This is a genomic window from Leifsonia sp. HAY1-4F (assembly GCF_056755275.1).
In genome coordinates this window covers 1-25,342 of sequence record NZ_JBNDHX010000056.1, presented here as the reverse complement: position 1 = coordinate 25,342, position 25,342 = coordinate 1, and the positions used below count along the sequence as shown (strand labels likewise).

Sequence of the window (25,342 nt, the reverse complement as noted above, 5' to 3'; positions counted from 1 at the left end):
CCCGCAGTTGACGCTCACCCGAGAGAAACCGCAAGACGAAGAGGGACCGCCGTGCGGCCGCACGGCGGCCCTTCGTCGCTTCAGGAGCGGCTGCGCGACGGCAGCGTCACTCCCACTCGATCGTTCCCGGCGGCTTCGACGTCACGTCGAGCACGACCCGGTTCACGCCGTCCACCTCGTTGGTGATGCGGTTCGAGATCTTCGCCAGCAGGTCGTACGGGAGGCGCGTCCAGTCGGCGGTCATCGCATCTTCGCTCGACACCGGCCGCAGGACGATCGGGTGCCCGTAGGTGCGGCCGTCGCCCTGGACGCCGACCGAGCGGACGTCGGCGAGCAGCACCACCGGGCACTGCCAGATCTCCGCGTCGAGGCCCGCCGCCGTCAGCTCGGCGCGCACGATCGCATCCGCGTCGCGCAGCAGGTCGAGGCGCTCCTGCGTGACCTCGCCGACGATGCGGATGCCCAGACCGGGCCCGGGGAACGGCTGGCGGCCGACGATCGCCTCGGGAAGTCCCAGCTCGCGTCCGATCGCTCGCACCTCGTCCTTGAACAGGGTGCGGAGCGGCTCGACCAGCTCGAACTGGAGGTCCTCCGGCAGCCCGCCCACGTTGTGGTGGCTCTTGATGTTGGCGGTGCCGGCACCGCCGCCGGACTCGACCACATCCGGATACAGGGTCCCTTGGACGAGGAACCGGATCGGGTCGCCCTCGCTCGCCGCTTCGGCGATCAGGTCGGCCTGGGCCTTCTCGAAGACGCGGATGAACTCCCGGCCGATGATCTTCCGCTTGGTCTCCGGGTCGCTGACGCCGGCGAGCGCATCCAGGAACTGCTTCTGCGCGTTCACGGTCACCAGGCGCACCCCGGTGGCCGCGACGTAGTCCTCCTCGACCTGGCGCGCCTCGTCCTTGCGGAGCAGTCCGTGGTCGACGAAGACGCACACCAGCTGGTCACCGACCGCCTCGTGGACGAGCGCGGCCGCGACGGCGGAGTCGACGCCGCCGGACAGCGCGCAGATGACGCGGCCGGAGCCGACCTGCGCACGGATGGCCGCGACCTGGTCCGCGATCACGTTGCCGCTGTTCCAGTCGGCGGGGATGCCGGCGGCACGGTGCAGGAAGTTCTCGAGCACCGCTTGCCCGTACGTCGAGTGCTTGACCTCGGGATGCCATTGCACGCCGTACAGCCGGCGTGCGTCGTTGGCGAACGCCGCGACCGGCGTACCGTCGGTCGACGCCAGGACCTCGAAGCCCTCCGGCGCCCGGGCGACCGAGTCGCCGTGGCTCATCCAGGCGGTCTGCTCCTCCGGCTGCCCGTCGAGCAGGCTGCCGGACCGGGCGCCGTCCGCGATGCGCACCGCCGTCGACCCGTACTCCCGCTGCCCCGTCTTCGCGACCTCGCCGCCCAGGGCGGTCGCCATGATCTGGAAGCCGTAGCAGATGCCGAGCACCGGCACGCCGAGGTCGAAGATCGCCTCGTCGAGCCGCGGCGCGCCCTCCTCGTAGACCGATGAGGGTCCGCCGGACAGCACGATCCCGGAAGGGCGCTTGGCCGCGATCTCGGCAGCCGTCACCGTGTGCGGCACGATCTCGGAGTACACGTTCGCTTCCCGCACCCGGCGGGCGATCAGCTGCGCGTACTGCGCGCCGAAGTCGACGACGAGGACGGGCCCGGACGGGTTCGCGGAGTCGGCCCCGCTCAGGACATCGGTGAACGCAGGGTCTGCACTCATGGATTCTCCGCTAATTTGTCGCCTCCACGGGGATCACGGCTTCGGCCTCCCGGCCGGCCAGGTAGGACCGCACCTGCTTGGTGATGCGCGCCTCCACGAAGAACGAGAGGAACGGCACCACGCCGCCGAGGGCGATCATGACGAACTTCGCGAACGGCCAGCGCATCAGCGTCCAGAGGCGGAAGTCCGAGAACAGGTACACGACGTAGAGCCAGCCGTGAGCGATCAGGATGCCGGTGCTCAGATCCACACCGGTCGGGGCGACCGCGTTCTTGACCGGCACGAAGGTGAAGGCGCCGTAGTTGCTGAACGCGAAGAGCTCGTAGCCGAGCCCGTACTTCACGATCATCTCGCTGCAGAGGAGCAGCAGCATGATGCCGGTGACGTAGGCGAACACCTGGTAGAACCGGAGCGCCCTGCGGATCTTCGGGAAGTCTTCGAGCTTCGGGGCGAGGGGCATGCAGCTATTCTACGTTCCCTGCAGTGGCTGCTTCCTGCGCCGCCAGCTCCCGCTCCTCGTCCTCGCGCTGCTTGGCGTCCTTCACCAACCGGAACCAGAGGAACACCGCGAATCCGGCGAAGATGGCCCATTCGGCGGCGTAGAAGACGTTGAGCCAGTTCAGCTCGGTCTGGGCGATCGGCGGCGGGGAGTCGATCTGGACCAGGCCGTCCGGGGCACCACGCTCGACGACGTAGCCGGCGTACACGTCCATCCCGTCGACGCCCGTCCACAGGTTGTAGAGCTGGCCGATGCCGAGCGTCCGCATCCCTGTCGGGTCCTTCAACTTGTCGGTCGGAACTTCCGGCTGCTCGTCGGGGAGGATGCGGCCGACGACCCGCTGGGGCGTCTCCGGCGCCTCGCCAAGCCGCGCGACAGCGGCCTTCGCCGACGCCTCGTCGGGAGCCCAGCCGCGTGCGACGGCGAGCGCGGCACGGCTGCCGTCGCCACGCTCGATGTCGACGTGGCCGACCACCCACCAGCCGCTTCTGCCCTTGTTGAGCCGTCCGTGAAGCAGCTGATAGTCGCCCGGCACGAAAGAACCCGTGAACTCGACCAGCTGGCCGACCGCCACGTCGTGCAGCGGAGCCCCGGGCGTCGCCACCCGCGCGAGCGGGAGCACCGTCTCGGTCGGCGCCTCGACCGCCTTGCCCGAGTCGACCGCACGCTGCAGCTGCCACTGCCCGAGGGCGGCGAATCCCGCCGCGAGCAGCAGCGCGAACACCAGCGCGCCGATCCAGCGCGGGCGCAGCATCATCTGGAAGAGGGTCGTCTCGCCGGTGGACGTCGACGCTCCCGTGGTCGTTTCGATGGTCAGTCCCGTTCCCGTTCTCCGGCGTCCTGCTGCAGCATCGCCCGCTCGACCATCCGGTCGACGTCGGCCGTGGCCGCATCCACGAGCGCGATCTCCTCGTCGATCATGGGGGCGTTCCTCTTCTTCCGTTCGCGCCGGCGCCTCGGGCCGGCCCGTAGGATCATCGCACCGATCCTCTCGGAGTTCGCTGCGAGGATCGGACCGGCGACGGCCATGATGAGCACGTAGAGACCGGCGAACGGCTGGATGCGCGCATCCAGCCCCGCCGACAGCGACAGGGTCGCGAGGATGAGCGCGAACTCTCCCCGGTTCTGCAGGATCGCGGTGGTGTTGATGCCGCCTTGGACGCCCATCCCGTTGACCCACGCCACGAACTGCCCGGCGGCGATGTTGAGCACGATCGTCATCAGCACCGCGAGCAGGACCGGGACGAGGACCGACGGGAACAGGCCGGGGTTCAACGCCAGCCCGAAGTTCAAGAAGAAGAACGCCGCGAAGAGATCGCGCAGCGGGATCGCGATGTGCTCGATCTTGTTGCGGAACTTGGTCGCCCCGAGGACCAGCCCGATCAGGAACGCGCCGATCGCGTCGGTCACGCCGAGGACCTCGCCGACGCCGGCGAACAGCACGGCGAATCCGAAGAACAGGATGGTGAACAGCTCGTCGTCCTTCGTGCGGAACAGCCGCGAGACGAACCGGCCGCCGAACCGGGCGAGGGTGAACATCACCACCAGGAAGACGAACGCGACCGTGAGCTTCCCGACGACCGGCCAGAAGTCGGTCTCGCCGCTCAGCACCACCGACACGATGGCCAGGTAGATCGCGATGAAGATGTCCTCGACGACGGTCACGCCGAGGATCATCGGCGTCTCTCTGTTCGCGAGCCGCCGCAGCTCGATGAGCAGCTTGGTGACGATCGCGGACGAGGATGTGGCGGTCATCCCGGCGATGATCAGCGCTTCCCGGGTCCCCCAGCCGACCCAGAAGCCGAATGCGAGCCCGACGCCCATGTTGATGAGGATGTACGAGCCGCCGGAGACGATCAGCTTGCCGAAATTGCCGAAGAACTCGTCCTGATCGAACTCCAGGCCCAGGGTGAAGAGCAGCAGGATGAGCCCGAAGATCGCGATGAGCTCGATGTAGTCGCTGTCGAAGTTGAGGGGGAACCAGCCGGTGTGCGGGCTCGCGAGCAGGCCGACGATCATGTAGATCGGAATCGCGGGGAGACCCACCAGCCGGCCGAGGCGCCCGAGCACGTACGCGACGAGAAGGAGGATCCCGAGAACGATGAGGTCTGCGCCGAGATGCATCGTCGATCAGCCTCCGGGCGGCGCGTCGGCGGTGACCCGGTGGGCGACCTCGCCCGTGCGGAAGAACGAGAACGCCTTCGCGACCTTCTCCGGCGTCCCGGCCACCACGAGGGTGTCCCCCGGGAAGACCTTGAAGTCGGGAGCCGGCGCCGGGTTGGCGGAGTCGCCGCGCACCACGGCCACGACCGTGAGCCCGACGAAGCCGCGGTCGCCGGGGGCGCCGAGCTGCTGTCCGGCGATGTAGTCGTCGTAGTCGACGGTGAACCAGTCGATGCTGAGGCCCGGGATCTGATCGAGCGCCGTCAGCGCCTCGGTGATCTGCGTGCCGCCGAGCAGCTCGGCGAGGGTGTGGGCCTCGTCCTCGTTCAGCCGGAGGGAGACCTTGGTGACGTCGGCCCCGTCCTCGTGGTCCGAGAAGGTGATCAGGTCGCTGTGACCGGAGCGGTGCGCGATGACCCCGACCTTGCCGCCGTCGTCGGTGACGAACGTGTGCAGCACCCCGACACCGGGCAGTTTGACCCGTCGAACGTCTACCATCATCCGTCTCCATTCGCCGGGTTCGCCGGCCTTGGGGGTACGGTTCCAGTCTACCGGAGGCGCGCAGGGGCCCTCCGGGAGATCGCTCTCCGCGGAAGGCCGCCCGGCCTCCGCTCTCCGGTCGTTCGGCGCCTACGACTGCGACTTCGCCGCCGCGGCATCCACCTCGACGATGTCGGGGGCCTCGAGCCGGATGCGGTCGGCTGACTCGTCGTCGGGCTGCAGCTGGCTGGCGCGCTCGGCCTCGACGCGCTTGAGGTAGGTGCGAACTTCGCGGTCCTCGCGGCCGGCGTCCCAGCCGAGCACCCGTGCCATCAGGGAGGCCGCGACCGGGGCCGCGGACGCGCCGCGGTCCCACGCCTCGATGGAGATGCGCGTCCGTCGCGCGAGCACGTCCTCCAGGTGCAGCGCGCCCTCGTGGGTGGCCGCATAGACGACCTCCGCCCCGACGTAGTCGTCGGCGCCGGGCAGCGCGTCGGCGAGGGACGGGTCCTCGCGGATGAGCGCGAGGATGTCCTCGGCGCACGTTCCGTACCGGTTCAGCAGGTGCTCGATCCGCGCCACGTGCAGCCCCGACTCCTGCGCGATCCGGTACCTGCGGTTCCACGCCGCCTGGTAGCCCTCCGCGCCGACCAGCGGGATCTCCATCGTGGTGGACTCGGGGATGCGCCCGTCGAGTGCGCTCACCGCGGCATCCACGGCATCCTTCGCCATCACGCGGTACGTCGTCCACTTGCCGCCGGCGATCACGACGAGGCCGGGCACCGAGTGGGCGACGAGGTGCTCGCGCGAGAGCTTCGACGTCTGCTCGGACTCGCCTGCGAGCAGGGGACGCAGTCCGGCGTAGACGCCCTCGACGTCCTCCCGGGTCAGCGGGACGTTCAGCACCTCGTTCACGTGCGCGAGCAGGTAATCGATGTCGACCGCGGTCGCCGCCGGGTGCGCCTTGTCCAGGTGCCAGTCGGTGTCGGTCGTGCCGATCAGCCAATGGCGGCCCCACGGGATGACGAACAGCACGCTCTTCTCCGTGCGCAGCAGGAGGCCCATCTTGGACTGGAACCGGTCGCGCGGCACGACGAGGTGGATGCCCTTGGATGCGCGGACCTTGAACTGGCCGCGCTCGCCCACCATCGCCTGGGTATCGTCCGTCCACACGCCGGTCGCGTTGACGACCTGCTTCGCACGGATGTCGAACCGCTCGTCGGTCTCCAGGTCGTGCGCCCGGACGCCGACGACGCGCTCGCCGACCTTGATGAAGCCCTCGACCCGCACGCGGGGAGCCACATGCGCGCCGTAGTGCGCCGCGGTGCGGACCAGGTTCGCGACGTAGCGGGCGTCATCCACCTGGGCGTCGTAGTACGTGATCCCGCCCACGAGCGCGTCCTTGTTCAGCGACGGGATGGCGTTCAGCACCTGCCGCTTGCTCAGGTGCCGGTGATGCGGGACGCCGGGAGGGCGCCCGCCGGTGTACGAGAAGATGTCGTACAGCATCATCCCGGCGCCGACGTAGAAGCGCTCCCACACGCGCTGGTGCAGCGGGTACAGGAAGCGCACCGGCTTCACCAGGTGCGGCGCGATGCGCTGCAGAAGCAGGCCGCGCTCGATCAGGGCCTCCCGGACGAGCCGGAAGTCGAGCTGTTCGAGATAGCGGATGCCGCCGTGCACCAGCTTCGACGACCGGCTGGAGGTTCCGGAGGCGAAGTCCCGCGCCTCGACGAGGCCCGTGGTCAGGCCACGCGTCGCGGCGTCCACGGCCGAGCCCGCACCGACGATGCCGCCGCCCACGACGAGGATGTCGAGCTCGGTGTTCTTGAGCGCCGAGATCGCGGCCGCACGCTCGGCTGGACCGAGCCGCGACGGATACGTCACGGCCGGGTGGGAGGCGGGGGTGGCGTTCCTGTTGCCGCCCGGAGCTGAATCTGTCATTCGTTCTCTCCCTCCCCGGCCGCCGTCGGCCGGACTGCACCTACCGCACCGTGTACTACCGCGTCGTGTAGGGCGCGACGACGACCTCGACGCGCTGGAACTCCTTCACATCCGAGTATCCCGTCGTGGCCATGCTGCGGCGCAAGGCTCCCACGAGATTCGCAGAGCCCTCGGCCACCGGAGCCGGGCCGTACAGGATCTCCTCGAGCGGCGCGACCTGGCCCACCGCGACGCGATTGCCACGCGGAAGCTGCGCGTGGTGCGCCTCCGCACCCCAGTGCCAGCCGCCGCCCGGCGCGTCCGTGGCACGCGCGAGCGTCGTGCCGAGCATCACCGCGTCCGCGCCGCAGGCGATCGCCTTGACGATGTCGCCCGAGCTCCCGAGGCCGCCGTCGGCGATGACGTGCACGTAGCGGCCGCCGGACTCGTCCATGTAGTCCCGGCGAGCGCCGGCGACGTCCGCGACCGCGGTGGCCATGGGCGCGTGGATGCCGAGGGTCGAGCGGGTGGTGGAGGCGGCTCCCCCGCCGAACCCGACGAGCACGCCGGCCGCACCGGTGCGCATCAGGTGCAGCGCGGCCGTGTAGGTGGCCGCGCCTCCCACGATGACCGGCACATCCAGCTCGTAGATGAACTTCTTGAGGTTGAGCGGCTCGACGTTCTTCGAGACGTGCTCGGCGGATACCGTGGTGCCGCGGATGACGAACAGGTCGACGCCCGCCTCCACCACGGTCTCGTACAGTTCCTGGGTCCGCTGCGGGGACAGCGCCCCGGCCACCGTGACGCCGCCCTCGCGGATCTCCGCGAGACGACGGGTGACGAGCTCCGGCTTGATGGGCTCCGAGTAGATCTCCTGCATGCGGTTGGTCGCGCGCTCGGCCGGAAGCTCCCGGATCTCCGCGAGCAGCGGCTCCGGGTCCTCGTACCGGGTCCAGAGTCCCTCGAGGTCGAGGACGCCGAGGCCGCCGAGCTGACCCATCATGATCGCGGTGGTCGGCGAGACGACCGAGTCCATGGGAGCGGCGAGGAAGGGGATCGCGAACTGGTACGCGTCGATCGTCCACGAGACCGAGACGTCCTCCGGGTCGCGGGTGCGCCGGCTCGGAACCACGGCGACGTCGTCGAAGGCGTACACACGGCGGGCGCGCTTGGCGCGGCCGATCTCGATCTCCATACTCACGCGGTTCAGTCTAGGCCGCGGGAGTGACTGGGCCAGTGCCCGGGAAGCGTGGGAAGGTGGTGGGGTGACCGTCGAAGCCGAACCTCTCAGCCGCCTCCGCCAGCGCACCAGCGAGAAGTGGGGCGAGTATCCCGACGATGTCCTGCCGCTCTTCGTCGCCGAGATGGACTATCCGCTCGCGGCTCCGATCGCCCACGCGCTGCACGCGGCCGTCGACCGCAGCGACACCGGCTACATCGGGCCGGACGACCGCGTGAAGCGCGCGTTCGCCGATTACGCGCTGACCCGCTGGAACTGGACGGTCGACCCGGCGCGGACCCGGACGACCACCGACGTCAGCGTCGTCATCGTCGAAGCGCTGCGGTCCCTGATCGAGCCGGGCGACCGGGTCGTCATCACGCCTCCCGTCTACCCGCCTTTTTTCGAGCTCATCCCGGAGGCCGGCGGCGTGGTCGAGGAGGTCCCGCTGCTCGAGGGCGGCGCGGACGGCGCGGGCTGGGCTCTCGACCTCGCCGGCCTGGAGCGCGCGTTCGCCGGCGGTGCGAAGGCGTTCCTGCTCTGCAATCCGCACAACCCGCTCGGCCTCGTGCATCCCCGCGCCGAGTTGGAGGCGGTGGCTGCGCTGGCCGCGCACCACGGCGTGTCCGTCGTCAGCGACGAGGTGCATGCGCCGCTCACGCACTCGGATGCGACGTTCACCCCGTTCCTGTCCGTGTCGGAGGACGCACGGCGCATCGGCATCGCCGCCCACTCCGCCAGCAAGGCGTGGAACCTCGCCGGCCTGAAGTGCGCGCTCTTCGTGACCGCTTCAGCGGAGCAGGCGGAGCGCATCCATGCCCTGCCCATCGAGGTCGAGGTGCGCACCAGCCTGTTCGGGCGCATCGCGAGCGAGGCCGCCTACGGCTCCGGCCAGGAGTGGCTGGATGGGGCGCTCCAGTCCATCGAGGCGAACCGGATGCTGCTCTCGGTGCTCCTGACCGATCGACTCCCGCATGTGCGCTACCGCGAGCCGCACGCCAGCTACCTGGCGTGGCTGGACCTGCGCGAGCTCGGCTGGGGCGATCACCCGTCGACGCGCATCCTCGAGGAGGCACGGGTGGCGCTCATCGCCGGGACCGACTTCGGCGCGCAAGGCGCGGGCTTCGTCCGCCTCAACTTCGCCTGCTCGCCGAGGTCTGCTCCTCGGCCGCTCAGCGGCGGTAGTTCGGGGCCTCGACCACCATCTGCACGTCGTGCGGGTGCGACTCCTTCAGGCCCGCCGCGGTGATGCGGACGAACTTGCCGCGCGACTTCAGCTCCGGGATGGTGCGCGCGCCCACGTAGAACATGGACTGACGCAGGCCGCCGACGAGCTGGTACGCCACGGCGGAGAGCGGGCCGCGGAACGGCACCTGACCCTCGATGCCCTCGGCGATCAGCTGCTCGTCGCTCGGCACGTCCGCCTGGAAGTAGCGGTCGCGCGAGTAGGACGTCTTCTTGCCGCGGGTCTGCAGCGCGCCGAGCGAGCCCATCCCGCGGTACTTCTTGAACTGCTTGCCGTTGACGAAGACCAGGTCGCCCGGGGATTCGGCGGTTCCGGCGAGCAGGGAACCGAGCATGACGCTGTCCGCGCCCGCGACCAGCGCCTTGGCGATGTCGCCGGAGTACTGGAGGCCGCCGTCGGCGATGAGCGGGACGTTCGCCTCGCGGGCCGCCAGGGACGCCTCGTAGACCGCGGTGACCTGCGGCACGCCGACACCGGCGACGACGCGCGTGGTGCAGATCGAGCCCGGGCCGACGCCCACCTTGATCGCATCCGCTCCCGCATCGATCAGCGCCTGGGCACCGGAACGAGTGGCCACGTTGCCGCCGATCACGTCGATGTGCGACGCGCGCGGCTCGGCCTTGAGGCGACGGATGATGTCGAGCACGCCGGCGCTGTCGCCGTTGGCCGTGTCGACGACGAGGAGGTCGACGCCCGCATCCACCAGGGTCATCGCTCGGTCCCAGGCGTCGCCGAAGAAGCCGATCGCGGCGCCGACGCGCAGCCGGCCCTCCTCGTCCTTCGTGGCGTCGGGATACTTCTCGCTCTTGTCGAAGTCTTTGACCGTGATGAGGCCGCGGAGCTTGCCGTCCGCATCCACCAGGGGCAGCTTCTCGATCTTGCGCTCGGCGAAGATGGCGACCGCCGAGTCGGGATCGATGCCCACCGGCGCCGTGATCAGCGGCTGGCGGGTCATGACGTCGCGGACGGCGGTCGTCGAGCGCTCGAACGGCGAGACGAAGCGCATGTCGCGGTTGGTGATGATGCCGACAAGAGTGCCGTCCGGCTCGACCACGGGCAGCCCGCTGACCCGGAACTGGCCGCACAGCGCATCCACCTCTTCGACGGTCGCGTCGGGCGTCGTCGTCACCGGGTTGGTGATCATGCCCGACTCGGACCGCTTCACCTTGTCGACGTGGGCCGCCTGGTCCTCGATCGAGAGGTTGCGGTGGATGATGCCGATGCCGCCCTGGCGCGCCATGGCGACGGCCATGCGCGACTCGGTGACGGTGTCCATCGCGCTCGAGAGCAGCGGTGTCGCCATCGAGATGCGCTTGGTCAGGCGAGTAGAGGTGTCAGCCTCGCTCGGGATGACGTCCGTGTGCCCGGGAAGGAGCATCACGTCGTCGTAGGTCAAACCGATGAAACCGAACGGATCCGCCTGATCCATCTCACCCCTATCAAGGTTGCGCCACTGTGGATGCTCAATGGTAACGGCAGAACCTGGGCGGGTATTCCGCCCGGTCCGGCTCTAGTCGACGCGGGCGAGATCCAGCTCCGGCGCGCGCCTGCCCTGACGTGCCGCGACGATCAGGTCGACGCTGAGGATGAGCAGCGCCACCCACACGATCGCGAACCCGAGCCAGCGCTCCGGCGGCATCGCTTCGTGGAGGATGGCGACGCCCACGATGAACTGGATGAACGGGGCGAAGTACTGGATGAACCCCATGTAGACCAGCGGCAGACGGCGGGAGGCCGCGGCGAAGAACAGGAGGGGGACGGCCGTGATGACACCGGCGGCGGCCAGCAGGACGGTGTGCCAGACGCTCACCGTGCCGAGGGTGAGTCCCGCCGTGACGCCGACCACGATCAGCTGGATGACGGCCACGGGCGTGAGCCACATGGTCTCCAGCGTCAAGCCGGAGAGAGCATCCACCCGGCCGCCGACCCGCTTCTTGATCAGGCCGTACAGGCCGAACGAGAAGGCGAGGATGAGCGCGATCCACGGCAGCGAGCCGTAGCCGATCGCAAGGACGACCACGGTGATCACGCTGACGCCGACCGCCACCCACTGGGCGACACGGAGGCGCTCGCGCTGAACGATGACGCCGAGGAAGACAGTCACGATGGGGTTGATGAAGTAGCCGAGCGCGGCCTCGACGACGTGCCCGCTCACGGTCGCGATGACGTAGGTCTGCCAGTTGACGTAGATCAGGGCGCCGGCGAGGCCCATCGTGAGCAGCACACGCCGGTCGGTCAGCAGCCGGCCGAAGGTGCGCCATGCGCGCATGACCGTCAGTGCGATCGCGCAGAAAACGAGCGAGAAGACCACCCGCCAGGCCACGATCTCCCAGGCTCCCGACGGCACCAGCGCCAGGAAATAGATGGGGAGGATTCCCCAGAGCAGGTACGCGGAGATCGCGTAGACCAGGCCCGAGGTGCGGTGCGCGGTGAGGTCGTGCTGTGGTGCTGTCACTTGCCTGACTCTACCTCCGGCCTCCGACACCCGCGGCGTGCACATTCGTGACGAATGTCGCCCCCACGAGCCTCCACGTGCACATTCGTGACGAATGTCGCCCGCTGTCGGTGGACCCGGAAACGACGAACGGCCCGGCTGCGCGAAGCAGCCGGGCCGTCGGAAGCGGGGTTCGTCAGCGGACGACGACCGCCAGCACGTCGCGGGCCGAGAGGACGAGGTAGTCCTCGCCGCCGAACTTGACCTCGGTGCCGCCGTACTTGGAGTAGATGACCTTGTCGCCGACGGAGACGTCGAGCGGGACGCGGTTGCCGTTGTCGTCTATGCGGCCGGGGCCTACGGCGACGACCTCGCCCTCCTGCGGCTTCTCCTTGGCGGTGTCGGGGATGACCAGACCGGAAGCAGTGGTCTGCTCAGCCTCGACCTGCTTGATGACGATGCGATCCTCGAGCGGCTTGATGGAGACCGACACGTTGACCCCTTTCCTGTGAAGAACAGTGTCTCGACTAAGACTGAATTAGCAAACTCGCACTGAGAGTGCTAACCCGAGTCTAGGGGGAGAGTTAGCAGTCACGCAACGTGAGTGCCAGGTGGCGCGAAACGGCCAGGGTAGCGTTGACCCCATGGAACGGTCCGAGCTCGTAGCCCTGCTGAGTCCAGAGGGTCTGCGCCTGCTCGACGCGCTGCCGCCCTATCGCAGCGAGCAGGATGTGCTGCGGATCGTCAGCGACCTGCGCAAGCAGGGCCACTCCCCCGCCCTCGTCGCCGCCGTGCTCACCCAGTCCAAGCTGCGCAGGAAGGCGGAGGCCAAGTTCGGCGACTTCGCCTCCCGCATGCTCTTCACGGAGGCCGGGCTCGAGCAGGCGACGCGCCTCCCGGTGGCGGCCCATCACGCGGGACGGTTCCGCTCGGCGGGCATCCGCCGCGTCGCCGACCTCGGGTGCGGCATCGGCGGCGACGCGCTCGCGTTCGCCGCCCTCGAGCTGGAGGTCACCGCGATCGAGGCCGACGAGGTGACCGCGGCCATCGCCTCCTTCAACCTGGCGCCCTTCCCGAGCGCTGCGGTCGAGAACCAGTGCGCCGAGGATGTGGACCTGCGCGAGATCGACGGCGTCTTCCTCGACCCCGCGCGTCGCACGCCGGGCCACACGCAGACGGAACGGCTCACCGACCCCGACGACTACACGCCCTCCCTCGGGTTCGCGTACGAACTCGCCACCGGGCGCTCCGTCGGCCTGAAGCTGGGGCCGGGCTTCGACCGCGACCTCATCCCCTCGACCGCCGAGGCCCAGTGGGTGTCGGCCGACGGTCAGGTGGTCGAGTTGGGCCTCTGGTTCGGCGCGCTCGCCCGGCCAGGCATCCGGCGAGCGGCGCTCGTGCTGCGCGGCGACCAGACCGACGAGCTGGTCGCTGACGCGGACAGCGAGGACGAGGAAACGGGACCGCTCGGCGAGTACCTGTACGAACCCGACGGCGCGGTCATCCGGGCCCGGCTCATCGGCGACCTCGCGCGCAGGATCGGTGGCCGGATGCTGTCCGAGCAGATCGCATACATCACCGCGGACGCTCCGGTCGAGACGCCGTTCGCTGCAGGATTCCGCATCCTGGAGCCGCTTCCGTACGCCGAGAAGGAGCTCAAGCGGGCGCTGCGTCAGCGCGGCATCGGCACGCTGGAGATCAAGAAGCGGGGCGTGGATGTCGACCCGGCCGTGCTGCGCCGGCGCCTGGCCTTGAACGGCGACCGCCCGGCGACCCTGATCCTCACCAGGGTCGCCGGGCGGCACACCGCGCTGCTCGCCGAACGGCTCTGAGGCCGCCCGGCGAACCGCGTCAGTCCGTCAGGCTCAGTACGTCGAGGAGTAGTGCGCCAGGCTCGCGAAGACGATCACGAGGAAGATCCAGTAGATGATCGCGATCACGATCGCGACGAATCCGAGGATGATTCCGGTCAGCCAGAAGCCGCGAGCCTGCGGCTCCTTGTTGCGGCCGATGAACCCGAGCACGACGGCGGCGATTCCGAAGAGGACACCGATGCCCCACGCGAGGTTGATCACGATGCCGACGATGCCGCCGACCAGGGACAGGATGCTCAGGATGGGCGACTTGGCCGCCGGCTGACCGTACGGCTGCTGGTAGCCCGGCGCGGGCTGACCGTAGGCGGGCTGACCGTAGGGCTGCCCCGGCTGCTGACCGTAGGGCTGCTGTCCGTACGGCTGGCCCGGCTGCTGCCCGTACGGCTGCTGGTAGGGCTGGCCGTATCCCGGCGCGGGCGGCTGCTGACCATATCCCGGTGCCGGCGGCTGCTGACCGTAGTCGGGCGCGGGAGGCTGCTGGCCGTAGTCCGGTGCGGGCGGCGGGACAGCGCCGGTGTCGCCCGCCGGCGGCACGGGAGGGGGCGGTGGGACCGAGCCGTTCTCTGCGTTGGGGTCCACCGGGTCGGTGGGAGCGTTCGGATCGGTCATGGGACCCATCTCCTTCATGCTGGAAGCTGGCGGTCGGCGGCTCCCGCGGGAAGAGACTTCCTGAGAGAACGCTGTATCGCCTCCATCGTGGCAGTCACCCAGCGGGGGTGTCAACGCAGCGTCTCAGCCGGTGACCTGAATCTCGGTGACGGGAAGGGTCGAATCCGCCGAGAATGTCAGCTCGCTGGGTCCGTGCCCGGCCAGGATCAGCTGCGCGCCCAGGGCGGCGATCATCGCCCCGTTGTCGGTGCACAGCGAGAGAGCAGGGATGCGCAGAGCGACGCCCGCCTCTGCCGCGCGCGCGACGGCGAGCTGCCGGACCCGTGCGTTGGCGACCACCCCGCCGCCCAGCAGCAGCCGCGGCACGTCGTGGTCGCGGCAGGCGGCCAGCGCCTTCGTGATGAGGACGTCGACGACCGCTTCGCGGAAGGATGCGGCGACATCCGCCGTCGGCACCTCCTCGCCGGCGTCCTGCCGCTGTTCGACCCAGCGGGCGACGGCCGTCTTGAGGCCGGAGAAGGAGAAGTCGTAGCGGTGCTGCTCGAGGTCTTTCGGCCGCGTCAGCCCGCGGGGGAACCGGATGGCGCGAGGGTCGCCGTCCGCCGCCACGCGATCGATCTGCGGACCGCCGGGATAGGGCAGCCCGAGCACCCGCGCGACCTTGTCGAACGCCTCCCCCGCGGCATCGTCGATGGTCTCGCCGAGCAGGCGGACATCCGAGACGAGGTCGCGCACGAGCAGCAGCGAGGTGTGGCCACCGGACACGAGGAGCGCGATCGTGGGGAGTTCGACGGGATGCCCGGGGCCGCCGGCCGCGTCCAGCAGGTCGGCGCCGACATGCCCGACGAGGTGGTTCACCGCGTAGAGCGGCTTGCCCAGCGACACGGCGAGCGCTTTCGCCGCTCCGACGCCGACCATGAGCGCTCCGGAGAGGCCGGGTCCGCTGGTGACCGCAATCGCATCCACGTCCGCCAGCTCGATGCCGGCGTCCGCCACCGCGGTCCGCAGCGTCGGTTCGAGTGCTTCCAGATGCGCCCGCGCCGCGACCTCCGGGACGACTCCGCCGTACCGGGCGTGCTCCTCCATCGACGAGGCGATCGTGTTGGCGAGCAGGGTCGTGCCGCGGACGATGCCGACGCCGGTCTCGTCGCAGGAGGTCTCGATCCCGAGCACCAGGGGGCCGTCGTCCGTCGTAGCGGGATGGGTCATGCGGTCGTCTCCGGGGTGGGCATGGATGTGGCCGGGTCGCCGAGACGCATGACGACCGCATCCACGCCATCGGGCTGGTAGTACTTCGGGCGCACGCCGATCTCCTCGAACCCCAGCTCCCGGTACAGCGACTGGGCTCCCGGATTGTCGGCCCGGACCTCGAGGAACACCTCGCGCGCTCCGCGGTCCCGCGCCTCGGCGAGCAGAGCCAGCATGAGCGTCCGCCCGACGCCGCGTCGGCGCGCATGCGGAGCCACCGCGATGGTCTGGATGTCGCCCTCGCCTCCGCCGCGCGGTGCGAGCAGGCCTGCATAGCCGTCGATCCGCTCGGGCGTCGCCGGTTCGAAGGCGACGAGGTAGTACCCGTGCTCGCCGGCCACCTCCGATCGCATCGACCGCTCCGACCACGCGTCGGTGACGAAGGTCGATCGCTCCAGCTCCATGATGGCCGGCACGTCCTCGACCACTGCCCGCCGGAGCCGGTACTCCGGGTGACCGGATGCGCTCATGCCGTCACCCGCTTGGGTCCGGCCGACAGCGTCACATCCGGCGAGCGCAGATAGAGGGCGTCGTCTGCATCCATCGACAGTCCGTTGGCGTAGCGGAGCTCGGCGAGCATCCCGAGCCGGCCGGCCGGAACCACCGCCGCATCGAAGCGCGGGATCTCGGGATGCGGGAGTTCGTCGGGCTTTCCGAGCCCCGGTCCGTCGAGACGCACGGGCAGCCCGAACGCGTCCGTGCCGGAGTAGGCGGTCCAGTAGCGCTCGCGCCTGCGGGCGTCGGTCACGACCAGCAGCGGGCCCGTGACGCCTGCGGCATACCTCTCGTAGGCCACGGCGTCGTGGCTGACCACCGGCACGAGCGGCTTGCCCGCGCCGAAGGCGAACGCCTTCGCGGCGGCGATGCCGACGCGGAGACCGGTGAACGGGCCGGGTCCCATCCCCGCGACCACACCGGAGAGTGCGCTCACCTCGACGCCTGCGACCGTCAGCGCCTCCTCGATCAGGGAACCGATCACTTCGGCGTGGCGCATCGTGTCGGTCTCGATGAGCTCGCAGAGGACGCCGCCCTCCCGGTCGACGACCGCCACGCTGGTGCCGGCGGACGTGTCGATGGCGAGGAGCATGCTTCCAGCCTAAGCGGGATCGATGGAGGCCGGACCCGGGGAGGCCGCCCAGCGCGGCCCGAAGCCGGTGATCCGGACGGTGCGTGGCTCATCCAGCTCGTCGAGGTCGTCGGACTCGTCGGGCTCGCCAGCGCCCCGGCCGCCGGCCTCAGCGACCCACTGCTCGGCGCCGGTCGGCCGTTCGATCTCGACTTCGAGCCACGACTCCGCGACGCCCTCGAGCATCCCGCTGCCCCACTCGACCACGACGACCGATCGCGCGAAGTCGATGTCGAGGTCGTCGAGCTCCAGCGCACTCGAGAGCCGGTACGCGTCCACGTGCACCAGGGGCGTGCCGCCGGAGAGGCTGGGATGCGTCCGCGCCAGCACGAAGGTCGGGCTCGTCACGGGACCGCGCACGTCCAGACCCTCGCCGATCCCGCGGGTCAGGGTCGTCTTCCCCGCGCCGAGCGGACCCGTGAGGACGACGAGGTCGCCCGCCCGCAGGACCGTCGCCAGCTCCCGGCCGAGGGCGTGCATTCCGGCGGCCGTCGCGACGCGGCGGGTGAACGGAAGCGGCAGCGCACCCGGCGCATCCGGCCCGCCGTGCGTACCCGGCGCATCCATCACCGGCCTCCCCCGACGAAGGTCCGTTCGAGCCGGCCGCCGAGCCGCGTGACGATCTCGTAGTTGATGGTGCCGGCCGCCTCGGCCCAGTCGTCCGCACTCGGGACGCCGGTCGCGGGGTCGCCGAACAGCACGACCTCGTCGCCCACGGCCACCTCGAGGTCACCGACGTCGACCACGAACTGGTCCATGGCCACGCGGCCGCTCACCCGGAAGGTCCGCCCGCTGATCGACACCGGCGCCGCGTTGGAGGCATGCCTCGGGATGCCCTCCGCATAGCCGAGCGGGACGAGGACCAGCGTCGTCTCCTTCTCGGTGCGGTAGGTGTAGTCGTAGGAGACGCCTTTGCCCGCGGGCACGCGGCGCACCGCGGCGACGCGGCCGCGGAGCGTCATCGCCGGACGCAGTCCCATTTCAGCGGTTAACGCCGCGGACCGCCCGAACGGCGACAGCCCGTAGGCGGCGATGCCCAGCCGCACCAGGTCGTACCGCGCCTCCGGAAGCGAGAGCGCAGCCGCGCTCGCCGCCAGGTGCCGCAGCTCAGGAGTGAGCCCGGCGATTCGTGCGCGCTCCAGCGCCCGCTCGAAGACGGCCACCGCGGCCCGGTCGTCCTCCGGCGAGGCGTTCGACACATGGGAGAAGATGCCGCGGACGACGACACGGCCGGCGGTCTCCAGCTCCCGCGCCCGGGCGAACACCGCCTCCCAGTCCGATTCGGCGATGCCGTTGCGGCTCAGTCCCGTCTCCACCTTCAGCTGGAGGAAGACCGGCCGCTCGCCGTCCGCGGCTGCGGCCGCCGCCTCCAGTTGCGCACGCGAGGAGATGCCCAGATCGAGACGTGCACGGACGGCCGCTGCGAAGTCCTCGTCGGGATCGTGCAGCCAGGCGAGCACCGGCGCCGCGATCCCGGCCTCCCGGAGTGCGAGCCCTTCGGCGATGTCCGCTACGCCGAGCCAGTCGGCGCCTCCGGCGAGCGCCGCCCGCGCGCACTCCACCGCCCCATGCCCGTACGCGTCGGCCTTGACGACCACCATGACGTGCGGCGTGCCGACCAGCTCGCGCAAGCGGACGACGTTCGCGGTCACCGCATCCAGATCGACCACCCGCTCGCGGAAGGCGGTCACGGCGCGGTCTCCGTCACGACGAATGCCGTCGCGACTCCGGCATCGTGGGACATCGACACGTGGATGCGGACGATACCCCGCTCACGCACCTGCGCCTCGACGACGTTGTGCAGCACGAAACCGGGGTTCCTCTCCTCGTCCGGGACGATCTCCAGGTCGTGCCAGCGCACGCCCTCCGAGCCGCCGAGCGCCTTGATCAGCGCCTCCTTCGCGGCGAACCGCGCCGCGAGGGAGTGCACGGGCAGCGGCCGCTCCGCCTCCGTGAAGAGCCGTTCGCGCAGCTTCGGCGTGCGCGCGATCGACCGCTCGAAGCGCGCGAGATCGACCACATCGACTCCGATGCCGGCGATCACGGCCTCACTCCACGGTGACGGACTTGGCCAGGTTGCGCGGCTGGTCCACGTCCAGGCCCTTCGCCGCCGAGAGCTCCATCGCGAAGATCTGCAGCGGGACGACGGCCAGCAGCGGCTCGAAGAGCGGCGCGGCGAGCGGGATGCGGATGACCTCGTCGGCGAACGGCAGCACAGCGGCATCCCCGGCCTCGGCGATCGCGATGACGCGGGCGCCGCGCGCACGGATCTCCTGGATGTTCGAGACGACCTTCTTGTGCAGCTCGTCCGACCACCGGGGGCTCGGCACCACCACGAAGACCGGCTGACCGGGCTCGATCAGCGCGATCGGACCGTGCTTGAGCTCGCCGGCCGCGAAGCCTTCCGCGTGGATGTACGCGAGCTCCTTGAGCTTCAGTGCACCCTCCAGCGCGATCGGGTAGCCGACGTGGCGGCCGAGGAAGAGCACGGAGCGGGTGTCCGACATCCACTTGGCCAGCTGGGCGATCTCGCCGTGCGACTCGAGCACGGTCGCGATCTTGCCGGGCACGGCGAGCAGCTCGGCGATCGCGTCGCGCTGCCGGGAGCCGTCGAGGGTGCCGCGGATCCGCGCCAGGTGCAGGCCGAACAGGTATAGCGCCGTGATCTGCGCGACGAACGCCTTGGTCGACGCGACCGCCACCTCCGGCCCGGCGTGCGTGTAGAGGGCCGCATCCGACTCGCGCGGGATGGTCGCACCCTGGGTGTTGCAGACCGAGATCGCCTTCGCGCCGGCCTCGCGGGCGTACTTGACCGCCATCAGCGTGTCCATCGTCTCGCCGGACTGGCTGATCGAGATGACCAGCGTGCCCTCCGTCAGCACCGGCTCGCGGTAGCGGAACTCGTGGCTGAGCTCCACGTTCACGGGGACGCGGGCCCACTTCTCGATCGCGTAGCTGCCGACGATGCCCGCGTACGCGGCGGTGCCGCACGCGATGATCGTGATGCGGTCGATGCCGGCGAAGTACTCGTCGCCCAGCGCATCCAGCTCCGGGATGTGGACGGCGTCGTCCACGATGCGCCCGCGCAGGGTGTTGGCTACGGCGTCCGGCTCTTCGGAGATCTCCTTGGCCATGAAGGACGACCAGCCGCCCTTCTCGGCGGCCGAGGCATCCCACGCCACCTCGAACGGCTCGACCTCGACCGGCGCGCCGGCGAAGTCGGTGACAGTGACGTTGTCCGGCGTGATGGTGACGATCTGGTCCTGGCCGATCGCCATCGCCCGGCGGGTGTGCTCCACGAACGCCGCGACGTCGGAGCCGAGGAAGTTCTCGCCGTCGCCCAGCCCGATGACGAGCGGAGAGTTGCGGCGCGCGCCGACGACGACGTGCGGCTGGTCCTGGTGCATCGCGAGCAGCGTGAACGCACCCTCGAGACGCGAGACGACCGCCTGGAACGCCTCCGGCAGGTCGCCGGTGCGGCGGTACTCGCGGCCCAGCAGGACGGCGGCGACCTCGGTGTCGGTCTCCGACTCGAATGCGAAGCCGTCGGCGAGCAGCTCGTCCTTCAACGTGGAGAAGTTCTCGATGATGCCGTTGTGGATCACGGCGAGGCGACCGTCGTCGCCCAGGTGCGGGTGCGCGTTGACGTCGGTCGGGCCGCCGTGGGTCGCCCAGCGGGTGTGGCCGATGCCGGTCTGTCCGTTCGGGATGGGGTGCTCTTGCAGCTCGTCGGTCAGCACCGACAGCTTGCCCGCCTTCTTAGCGGTGCCGAGGGCTCCATCCGGGCCGATGACGGCGATGCCGGCCGAGTCGTATCCGCGATACTCCAGGCGCTTCAGCCCGCCCATCAGCACCTCGAGGCTCTTGTCGGTACCGACGTACCCCACGATTCCACACATGCACCCGAGTCTATCGTGGGCCGGAGTGAGGACCCGCTGAATGCTCCCCTCTAGACTTGGGGGCCTATGGCTGAGAACGGCGGCGACTCCTCCCCCTTCGTCGAGCTGAGCAGGAGCGACTGGGCGGAGCTCGCGCAGAACACGCGCCTGCCGCTGCAGGAGACCGAGGTCGTGCAGCTGCGCGGCCTCGGGGATCCGCTCGACATGCGCGAGGTCGAAGAGGTCTATCTGCCGCTCAGCCGGCTCCTCAACCTGTACGTCGGCGGCACCAAGCAGCTCCACCGCGTGACGAACGAGTTCCTGGGCGAACGTGCGGCCAGCACGCCCTTCGTCATCGGCGTCGCGGGATCCGTGGCGGTCGGCAAGTCGACCATCGCACGCCTGCTCCGTGAGCTGCTGTCGCGCTGGGACGACACCCCGCGCGTCGAGCTGGTCACGACGGACGGCTTCCTGCTGCCGAACGCCGAGCTGGAGCGCCAGGGCCTGATGGAGCGCAAAGGCTTCCCCGAGTCCTACGACCGCAAGGCGCTGCTGCGTTTCGTCACCGCCGTGAAGAGCGGCGCCGCGGAGGTCCGCGCTCCCTTCTACTCGCACCTGAGCTACGACATCGTCCCGGATGCCGAGATCGTGGTGCGGCGTCCCGACGTCCTCATCGTGGAGGGCCTCAACGTCCTGCAGCCGGCGGGCGGTGGTAACCGGCTGGCCGTCAGCGACCTGTTCGACTTCAGCGTCTATGTGGATGCGCGCACGCGCGACATCGCGCACTGGTACGAGGAGCGGTTCCTGAAGCTGCAGCGCGGAGCCTTCACGAACCCGAAGTCGTACTTCCACCGGTATGCGCAACTGACCGAGGAGGAGGCGCGGGCGCGGGCCGGATCCATCTGGACCGCGATCAACGAGCCGAACCTGCTCCAGAACATCCGGCCGACCCGGTCGCGAGCGAAGCTGGTGCTGCGCAAGGACGTGAATCACGCGGTCAGCTCGGTCCTGCTGCGCAAGCTCTGAGAGGGCTTTTAAGCCCGATGCTCAGACGGTGGAGGTTGTCAAGCTCTGGCCAGCGAAGAGCGCGTCGCGTAGGCATGAGGCGTGCCTACTTCTCGCTCTCGTGCCGCCGAACTCCTCGGACGGCGGGTGCGCGAGGCGCGTATCGCCCTCGGCATGAGCCAGGAGGACATCGCCAACCTGGCCGACATGCACGTGACCAACTACGGACGGGTGGAGCGCGGCGAGGCCAACTCGGAGCTCCACACCATCGTGCGCATCGCAACAGCGCTCGACAAGGACCCGGGCGAACTGATGGCGGGGCTGTACGGAACGCAGATGCTGCCCGACCGCTCGCGCGCGTACTCGGTCGCCGACTTCATCGCCGCGCGACGGGAGCACGAGTCGCGCTGACCGCGACCTGCGGCGCGGCAGCGGGCGTAGCCGCGGCTGCAGCCTGCGACGCGCCCGCACCGCTCAGAGCGCCAGGCGCTCCCGCACGACGTCGGCCAGCTCGTTGGCGAGGCGCTCGGCCGTGACCTGGTCTGCCGCCTCCACCATCACCCGCACCAGCGGCTCGGTTCCGGAGGGCCGCAAGAGCACGCGTCCCGTGTCGCCGAGCGCGCTCTCCGCCGTCTTCACGGCGGTCTTCAGTCCCTCGTCGGTGTGCACGGCGTGGTGGTCGACGTTCTTGACGTTGACCATCACCTGCGGGTAGACCGTCATCACGCGGGCCAGCTCGGCGAGGGTCTTGCCCTGCCGGGCCATCTCGCTGAGGAGGTGCAGCCCGGTGAGGATGCCGTCGCCGGTGGTCGCGAAGTCCCGCATGATGACGTGACCGGACTGCTCGCCTCCGAGCGAGTACTCGTTCTCGTTCATCTCCTCCAGCACGTAGCGGTCCCCGACGGCCGTCTCCACGACCCGGATCCCGTTGTCGCGCATGGCGAGCTTCAGGCCGAGGTTGCTCATCACGGTCGCGACGAGGGTGTTCTCGCGCAGCTTGCCGCGCTCCTTCATCCCGACCGCGAGGATGGCCATGATCTGGTCGCCGTCGACCACATTGCCGTTCGCGTCGATCGCCAGGCACCGGTCTGCGTCGCCGTCGTGCGCGATGCCGACGTCCGCGCCGGCGGCGAGGACGGCCTTGGCGAGGTTGTCGAGGTGGGTCGATCCGACACCGTCGTTGATGTTCATGCCGTCCGGCGAATCGCCGATGACGGTGACACGGGCTCCCGCGTCGGTGAACACCTCGGGCGAGATGCCGGCGGCGGCGCCGTGCGCGCAGTCGAGCACGACGTGGATGCCGTCGAGCCGGTGCGGGAGGCTGGCCAGCAGGTGGACCACGTAGCGGTCCTCGGCGTCGGCGAACCGGCGGATGCGGCCGACGTCGGCGCCGGTCGGAGTGAGCTTCTCGAGGTCGAGGTGCTGCTCGATGCGGTCCTCGACGATGTCGGGGAGCTTGGTGCCGCCGCGGGCGAAGATCTTGATCCCGTTGTCGGGCGCCGGGTTGTGCGACGCGGACACCATCACACCGAAGTCGGCGTCGAAGTCGGCGATCAGGAAGGCGGCAGCCGGCGTGGGGATGACTCCCGCGTCGTACACGTCGATGCCGGAGCTGGCGAGCCCGGCCGAGACGGCGGCGGAGAGGAACTCGCCCGAGACGCGGGGGTCACGGGCGACGATCGCGCTCGGGCGCTTGCCCGCAGCGCGCCGCGCCTCGGCGCTTCGGCCTTGCGTCAGTACAGCAGCAGCTGACTGCGCAAGGCCGAGCGCCAGGTCGGCGGTGAGACTTCCGTTCGCGAGACCGCGAACGCCGTCGGTTCCGAAGAGGCGTGGCATGGACCGAAGCCTAGACGCTCGCGCGCGTCAGCGCTTGGAGAACTGCGACGCCTTGCGGGCCTTCTTGAGACCGGCCTTCTTGCGCTCGGTGACGCGTGCGTCGCGCGTGAGGAAGCCGGCCTTCTTCAGGGTCGGGCGGTTGTTCTCGCGGTCGATCTCGTTGAGCGCGCGCGCGATGGCGAGGCGCAGGGCGCCCGCCTGACCCGAGGGGCCACCGCCGGTGATGCGGGCGACGACGTCGTAGGAGCCGATCAGGTCGAGCACCTTGAACGGGTCGTTGATGAGCTGCTGGTGCAGCTTGTTCGGGAAGTAGGCGGCGAACTCACGGCCGTTGACCGTGATGCTGCCGGAGCCCGGGACCAGGCGCACGCGCGCGATGGCCTCCTTGCGGCGGCCGACGGCCGCGCCGGGAACGGAGAGGACGGCGCGCGGGGCGGCCGGGGCCTCCGAGGCCGGGGTCTCGGTCGAGTAGGACTCGACATTGTCGGCCTGAGCCGTTTCGATGCTGTCTGCGATCTTCGCCACGGTGGTGATAATCCTTTGTCTCGTGAAGTCGTGAAGGTCTTCGGCGCCCGCTACTGGGCGACCTGGCCGAGCGTGTACGGCTTCGGCTGCTGGGCGGCGTGCGGGTGCTCGCTTCCGGTGTAGACCTTCAGCTTGCGGAGCTGGGCGCGACCGATGGAGTTCTTCGGCAGCATCCCGCGCACGGCCTTCTCGACGGCACGCACCGGGTTCTTCTCGAGGAGCTCGGCGTAGGTGGTGGCCTTGAGGCCGCCCGGGTAACCGGAGTGGCGGTAGGCCTTCTTCTGCAGGGCCTTCTGACCGGTCAGGGCGACCTTCTCGGCGTTGACGATGATGACGAAGTCGCCACCGTCCATGTGCGGGGCGAAGGTCGGCTTGTGCTTGCCGCGCAGGAGGGCGGCGGTGTGGCTGGCGAGGCGACCGAGCACGACGTCGGTCGCGTCGATGATGACCCAGTCGCGCTGGATCTCGTCGGCCTTCGGGGAATAGGTGCGCGTCACAGTAGTGGCTGCTTTCTGTCTCGAACGGAGGTGTTCGTGAATCCCGCTCCGATGGAGGTTCGCATCCCGAAAGGACGGAACCGTGCCGGTGGAGGGCTCACGTTCGTATGTCGCGCCGCAGAAGGCGCGGACACCAAAGCTCAATACTACGTGACCCCCGCACTACCGGTCAAACCGAGTGGAAGTCGCTCGGTGACGGAACCCGGCTACAGCTCGCGCAGCGCGCGGGTGCGCTCTGCGCGCAACGCGAGCTCGGGGCCTTCGGGGTATCCGACCTCCAGCAGGGTCAGCCCACGTGACGGCATGACCTTGAAGGCGTTGGTCCGCCGCTTCTCATCGCGCAGCGACACCAGGTCGCCCGGGTCGAGCTCGCCCTCCCCCACCTCCACGCAGGCGCCGACGAGCGCACGGACCATGCTGTGGCAGAAGGCGTCCGCGGTCAGGTCCGCCACGAGTACGCCGTCCGGTTCTCGGCGCCAGGCGAAGGACTGCAGGGTGCGGATCGTCGTGGCACCCTCCCGCGCCTTGCAATAGCTGGCGAAGTCGTGCAGGCCGAGCAGGCCGTGAGCCGCCATGTCCATGGCGGCCACATCCAGGTCGGAGGAGACCCAGGTCGTGCGATGCCGCTGGAGGGGGTCGCGCAGCGCCACCCGGTCGGCCACTCGATACTCGTATCGCCGCCACAGCGCCGAGAACCGCGCGTCGAATCCCTCCGGCGCGAGGAAGGCTGCGAGCACCACGACGTCGGAGACCGGACCGAGGATGCCGTTCAGCCGCCGGCCGAGCGCCTCCTCGGCCGAGAGGGGCGCCCGCTTGCCGTGCGGTTTGCGCAGCAGCGTCTCCTGCTCCGGGGTGAGATCGACGTGAGCGACCTGACCCACTGCATGCACCCCCGCGTCGGTCCGTCCGGCGACGGTCAGTTGCGGCGGCTCACCGGCGCGGCGGAAGATCGTCGCGAGCGCATCCTCCAGCGTGCCCTGCACCGTGCGGAGGCCCGGCTGGCGGCCCCAGCCGTTGAAGTCGGTGCCCTGGTATGCGATGTCGAGGCGAT

General features: G+C 69.9%; 26 protein-coding genes. 4 read left to right on the top strand and 22 right to left on the bottom strand.

Translation table 11 applies throughout. From position 1 onward, the window contains the following. Positions 1–106 precede the first annotated feature (106 nt). The 7 genes from guaA to ACPYOG_RS11805 form a co-directional block, all read right to left on the bottom strand. Positions 107–1,729 carry a glutamine-hydrolyzing GMP synthase gene (gene guaA, locus ACPYOG_RS11835; RefSeq protein WP_481294419.1) on the bottom strand — a complete coding sequence of 541 codons (1,623 nt, stop codon included), beginning with the start codon at positions 1,727–1,729 and terminating at the stop codon, positions 107–109. 10 nt (positions 1,730–1,739) lie between these two features. Next, a complete protein-coding gene (locus tag ACPYOG_RS11830; RefSeq protein ID WP_481294418.1) occupies positions 1,740–2,189 on the bottom strand; it encodes a DUF3817 domain-containing protein in 450 nt (149 codons plus the stop codon). A 4-nt stretch (positions 2,190–2,193) separates the two neighbouring features. After that, positions 2,194–2,985: an SURF1 family cytochrome oxidase biogenesis protein gene (locus tag ACPYOG_RS11825; RefSeq protein WP_481294417.1), complete on the bottom strand. Its 792-nt coding sequence runs from the start codon at positions 2,983–2,985 to the stop codon at positions 2,194–2,196. Positions 2,986–3,041: 56 nt separating this feature from the next. Further along, positions 3,042–4,352, bottom strand: coding sequence for a cation:proton antiporter (locus ACPYOG_RS11820; RefSeq protein ID WP_481294416.1), 1,311 nt, complete (start codon positions 4,350–4,352; stop codon positions 3,042–3,044). 6 nt (positions 4,353–4,358) lie between these two features. Continuing rightward, complete coding sequence (locus tag ACPYOG_RS11815; protein WP_244527854.1) at positions 4,359–4,892, bottom strand: cation:proton antiporter regulatory subunit; 534 nt, start codon at positions 4,890–4,892, stop codon at positions 4,359–4,361. Positions 4,893–5,021: 129 nt separating this feature from the next. Then, positions 5,022–6,815 carry a glycerol-3-phosphate dehydrogenase/oxidase gene (locus ACPYOG_RS11810; RefSeq protein WP_481294415.1) on the bottom strand — a complete coding sequence of 598 codons (1,794 nt, stop codon included), beginning with the start codon at positions 6,813–6,815 and terminating at the stop codon, positions 5,022–5,024. A gap of 55 nt (positions 6,816–6,870) precedes the next feature. Beyond that, the gene (locus tag ACPYOG_RS11805; RefSeq protein WP_090035984.1) at positions 6,871–7,989 is read right to left on the bottom strand and encodes a GuaB3 family IMP dehydrogenase-related protein; all 1,119 of its coding nucleotides are present in this window, start codon (positions 7,987–7,989) and stop codon (positions 6,871–6,873) included. Between the two features lie 70 nt (positions 7,990–8,059). On the opposite strand from ACPYOG_RS11805, the gene ACPYOG_RS11800 reads away from it, so the two are divergent. Continuing rightward, a complete protein-coding gene (locus ACPYOG_RS11800; protein WP_481294414.1) occupies positions 8,060–9,262 on the top strand; it encodes a MalY/PatB family protein in 1,203 nt (400 codons plus the stop codon). Here ACPYOG_RS11800 and guaB read toward each other — a convergent pair. The 3 genes from guaB to groES all read right to left on the bottom strand — a co-directional run bounded on the left by guaB (position 9,186) and on the right by groES (position 12,186). Further along, a complete protein-coding gene (gene guaB / locus ACPYOG_RS11795; RefSeq protein WP_481294413.1) occupies positions 9,186–10,688 on the bottom strand; it encodes an IMP dehydrogenase in 1,503 nt (500 codons plus the stop codon). The two genes, ACPYOG_RS11800 and guaB, sit on opposite strands and share 77 nt — an antisense overlap. A gap of 81 nt (positions 10,689–10,769) precedes the next feature. Continuing rightward, entirely contained in the window at positions 10,770–11,714 is a 945-nt protein-coding gene (gene rarD / locus ACPYOG_RS11790; RefSeq protein WP_481294412.1) for an EamA family transporter RarD, read from the bottom strand. 175 nt (positions 11,715–11,889) lie between these two features. Beyond that, a complete protein-coding gene (gene groES / locus ACPYOG_RS11785; protein WP_090035966.1) occupies positions 11,890–12,186 on the bottom strand; it encodes a co-chaperone GroES in 297 nt (98 codons plus the stop codon). A gap of 151 nt (positions 12,187–12,337) precedes the next feature. Here groES and ACPYOG_RS11780 point away from each other — a divergent pair, with 151 nt between their 5' ends. Next, positions 12,338–13,525: a THUMP-like domain-containing protein gene (locus ACPYOG_RS11780; protein ID WP_481294411.1), complete on the top strand. Its 1,188-nt coding sequence runs from the start codon at positions 12,338–12,340 to the stop codon at positions 13,523–13,525. 33 nt (positions 13,526–13,558) lie between these two features. Here ACPYOG_RS11780 and ACPYOG_RS11775 read toward each other — a convergent pair whose 3' ends face one another. From ACPYOG_RS11775 to glmS, 8 genes are all read right to left on the bottom strand, one after another. Further along, positions 13,559–14,176, bottom strand: coding sequence for a DUF4190 domain-containing protein (locus ACPYOG_RS11775; protein ID WP_481294410.1), 618 nt, complete (start codon positions 14,174–14,176; stop codon positions 13,559–13,561). Positions 14,177–14,299: 123 nt separating this feature from the next. Next, positions 14,300–15,385, bottom strand: coding sequence for a tRNA (adenosine(37)-N6)-threonylcarbamoyltransferase complex transferase subunit TsaD (gene tsaD / locus ACPYOG_RS11770; RefSeq protein WP_481294409.1), 1,086 nt, complete (start codon positions 15,383–15,385; stop codon positions 14,300–14,302). Continuing rightward, positions 15,382–15,894: a ribosomal protein S18-alanine N-acetyltransferase gene (gene rimI / locus ACPYOG_RS11765; protein ID WP_481294408.1), complete on the bottom strand. Its 513-nt coding sequence runs from the start codon at positions 15,892–15,894 to the stop codon at positions 15,382–15,384. The genes tsaD and rimI overlap by 4 nt, the downstream gene beginning before the upstream one ends. Then, a complete protein-coding gene (gene tsaB, locus ACPYOG_RS11760) occupies positions 15,891–16,511 on the bottom strand; it encodes a tRNA (adenosine(37)-N6)-threonylcarbamoyltransferase complex dimerization subunit type 1 TsaB (RefSeq protein WP_481294407.1) in 621 nt (206 codons plus the stop codon). Before tsaB ends, rimI begins: the two co-directional genes overlap by 4 nt. A 9-nt stretch (positions 16,512–16,520) precedes the next feature. Next, the gene (gene tsaE / locus ACPYOG_RS11755) at positions 16,521–17,030 is read right to left on the bottom strand and encodes a tRNA (adenosine(37)-N6)-threonylcarbamoyltransferase complex ATPase subunit type 1 TsaE (RefSeq protein WP_481294420.1); all 510 of its coding nucleotides are present in this window, start codon (positions 17,028–17,030) and stop codon (positions 16,521–16,523) included. An 86-nt stretch (positions 17,031–17,116) separates the two neighbouring features. After that, positions 17,117–18,241: an alanine racemase gene (gene alr / locus ACPYOG_RS11750; RefSeq protein WP_481294406.1), complete on the bottom strand. Its 1,125-nt coding sequence runs from the start codon at positions 18,239–18,241 to the stop codon at positions 17,117–17,119. Further along, on the bottom strand, positions 18,238–18,594 hold the full coding sequence (locus ACPYOG_RS11745) for a holo-ACP synthase (RefSeq protein ID WP_481294405.1): 357 nt from the start codon (positions 18,592–18,594) through the stop codon (positions 18,238–18,240). The genes alr and ACPYOG_RS11745 overlap by 4 nt, the downstream gene beginning before the upstream one ends. A gap of 4 nt (positions 18,595–18,598) precedes the next feature. Continuing rightward, positions 18,599–20,449 (bottom strand): glutamine--fructose-6-phosphate transaminase (isomerizing), encoded by a 1,851-nt coding sequence (glmS, locus tag ACPYOG_RS11740; protein ID WP_481294404.1) that lies wholly within the window; start codon positions 20,447–20,449, stop codon positions 18,599–18,601. A gap of 66 nt (positions 20,450–20,515) precedes the next feature. On the opposite strand from glmS, the gene coaA reads away from it, so the two are divergent. Continuing rightward, entirely contained in the window at positions 20,516–21,454 is a 939-nt protein-coding gene (gene coaA / locus ACPYOG_RS11735) for a type I pantothenate kinase (RefSeq protein ID WP_481294403.1), read from the top strand. An 81-nt stretch (positions 21,455–21,535) separates the two neighbouring features. Beyond that, a complete protein-coding gene (locus ACPYOG_RS11730; RefSeq protein WP_481294402.1) occupies positions 21,536–21,844 on the top strand; it encodes a helix-turn-helix domain-containing protein in 309 nt (102 codons plus the stop codon). A 63-nt stretch (positions 21,845–21,907) separates the two neighbouring features. Here ACPYOG_RS11730 and glmM read toward each other — a convergent pair whose 3' ends face one another. From glmM to truA, 4 genes are all read right to left on the bottom strand, one after another. Then, positions 21,908–23,269, bottom strand: coding sequence for a phosphoglucosamine mutase (gene glmM, locus ACPYOG_RS11725; protein ID WP_481294401.1), 1,362 nt, complete (start codon positions 23,267–23,269; stop codon positions 21,908–21,910). A 27-nt stretch (positions 23,270–23,296) separates the two neighbouring features. Further along, positions 23,297–23,794 carry a 30S ribosomal protein S9 gene (gene rpsI / locus ACPYOG_RS11720; protein WP_090035943.1) on the bottom strand — a complete coding sequence of 166 codons (498 nt, stop codon included), beginning with the start codon at positions 23,792–23,794 and terminating at the stop codon, positions 23,297–23,299. Between the two features lie 50 nt (positions 23,795–23,844). Further along, complete coding sequence (rplM, locus tag ACPYOG_RS11715; RefSeq protein ID WP_090035941.1) at positions 23,845–24,291, bottom strand: 50S ribosomal protein L13; 447 nt, start codon at positions 24,289–24,291, stop codon at positions 23,845–23,847. A 206-nt stretch (positions 24,292–24,497) separates the two neighbouring features. Then, on the bottom strand, positions 24,498–25,342 hold an 845-nt coding region (truA, locus tag ACPYOG_RS11710; protein ID WP_481294400.1), incomplete at its 5' end, for a tRNA pseudouridine(38-40) synthase TruA.

Bases quoted from the DNA above. Each gene is read 5' to 3' on its own strand.
- tsaD (WP_481294409.1), bottom strand. From the start codon at position 15,385: ATGACCCATCCCGCTACGACGGACGACGGCCCCCTGGTGCTCGGGATC.
- guaA (WP_481294419.1), bottom strand. From the start codon at position 1,729: ATGAGTGCAGACCCTGCGTTCACCGATGTCCTGAGCGGGGCCGACTCC.
- rimI (WP_481294408.1), bottom strand. From the start codon at position 15,894: ATGAGCGCATCCGGTCACCCGGAGTACCGGCTCCGGCGGGCAGTGGTC.
- ACPYOG_RS11815 (WP_244527854.1), bottom strand. From the start codon at position 4,892: ATGATGGTAGACGTTCGACGGGTCAAACTGCCCGGTGTCGGGGTGCTG.
- glmM (WP_481294401.1), bottom strand. From the start codon at position 23,269: ATGCCACGCCTCTTCGGAACCGACGGCGTTCGCGGTCTCGCGAACGGA.
- tsaB (WP_481294407.1), bottom strand. From the start codon at position 16,511: ATGCTCCTCGCCATCGACACGTCCGCCGGCACCAGCGTGGCGGTCGTC.
- ACPYOG_RS11775 (WP_481294410.1), bottom strand. From the start codon at position 14,176: ATGACCGATCCGAACGCTCCCACCGACCCGGTGGACCCCAACGCAGAG.
- guaB (WP_481294413.1), bottom strand. From the start codon at position 10,688: ATGGATCAGGCGGATCCGTTCGGTTTCATCGGTTTGACCTACGACGAC.
- ACPYOG_RS11805 (WP_090035984.1), bottom strand. From the start codon at position 7,989: ATGGAGATCGAGATCGGCCGCGCCAAGCGCGCCCGCCGTGTGTACGCC.
- ACPYOG_RS11825 (WP_481294417.1), bottom strand. From the start codon at position 2,985: ATGATGCTGCGCCCGCGCTGGATCGGCGCGCTGGTGTTCGCGCTGCTG.
- glmS (WP_481294404.1), bottom strand. From the start codon at position 20,449: ATGTGTGGAATCGTGGGGTACGTCGGTACCGACAAGAGCCTCGAGGTG.
- ACPYOG_RS11820 (WP_481294416.1), bottom strand. From the start codon at position 4,352: ATGCATCTCGGCGCAGACCTCATCGTTCTCGGGATCCTCCTTCTCGTC.
- ACPYOG_RS11780 (WP_481294411.1), top strand. From the start codon at position 12,338: ATGGAACGGTCCGAGCTCGTAGCCCTGCTGAGTCCAGAGGGTCTGCGC.
- tsaE (WP_481294420.1), bottom strand. From the start codon at position 17,030: ATGCACGCCCTCGGCCGGGAGCTGGCGACGGTCCTGCGGGCGGGCGAC.
- coaA (WP_481294403.1), top strand. From the start codon at position 20,516: ATGGCTGAGAACGGCGGCGACTCCTCCCCCTTCGTCGAGCTGAGCAGG.
- ACPYOG_RS11830 (WP_481294418.1), bottom strand. From the start codon at position 2,189: ATGCCCCTCGCCCCGAAGCTCGAAGACTTCCCGAAGATCCGCAGGGCG.
- ACPYOG_RS11810 (WP_481294415.1), bottom strand. From the start codon at position 6,815: ATGACAGATTCAGCTCCGGGCGGCAACAGGAACGCCACCCCCGCCTCC.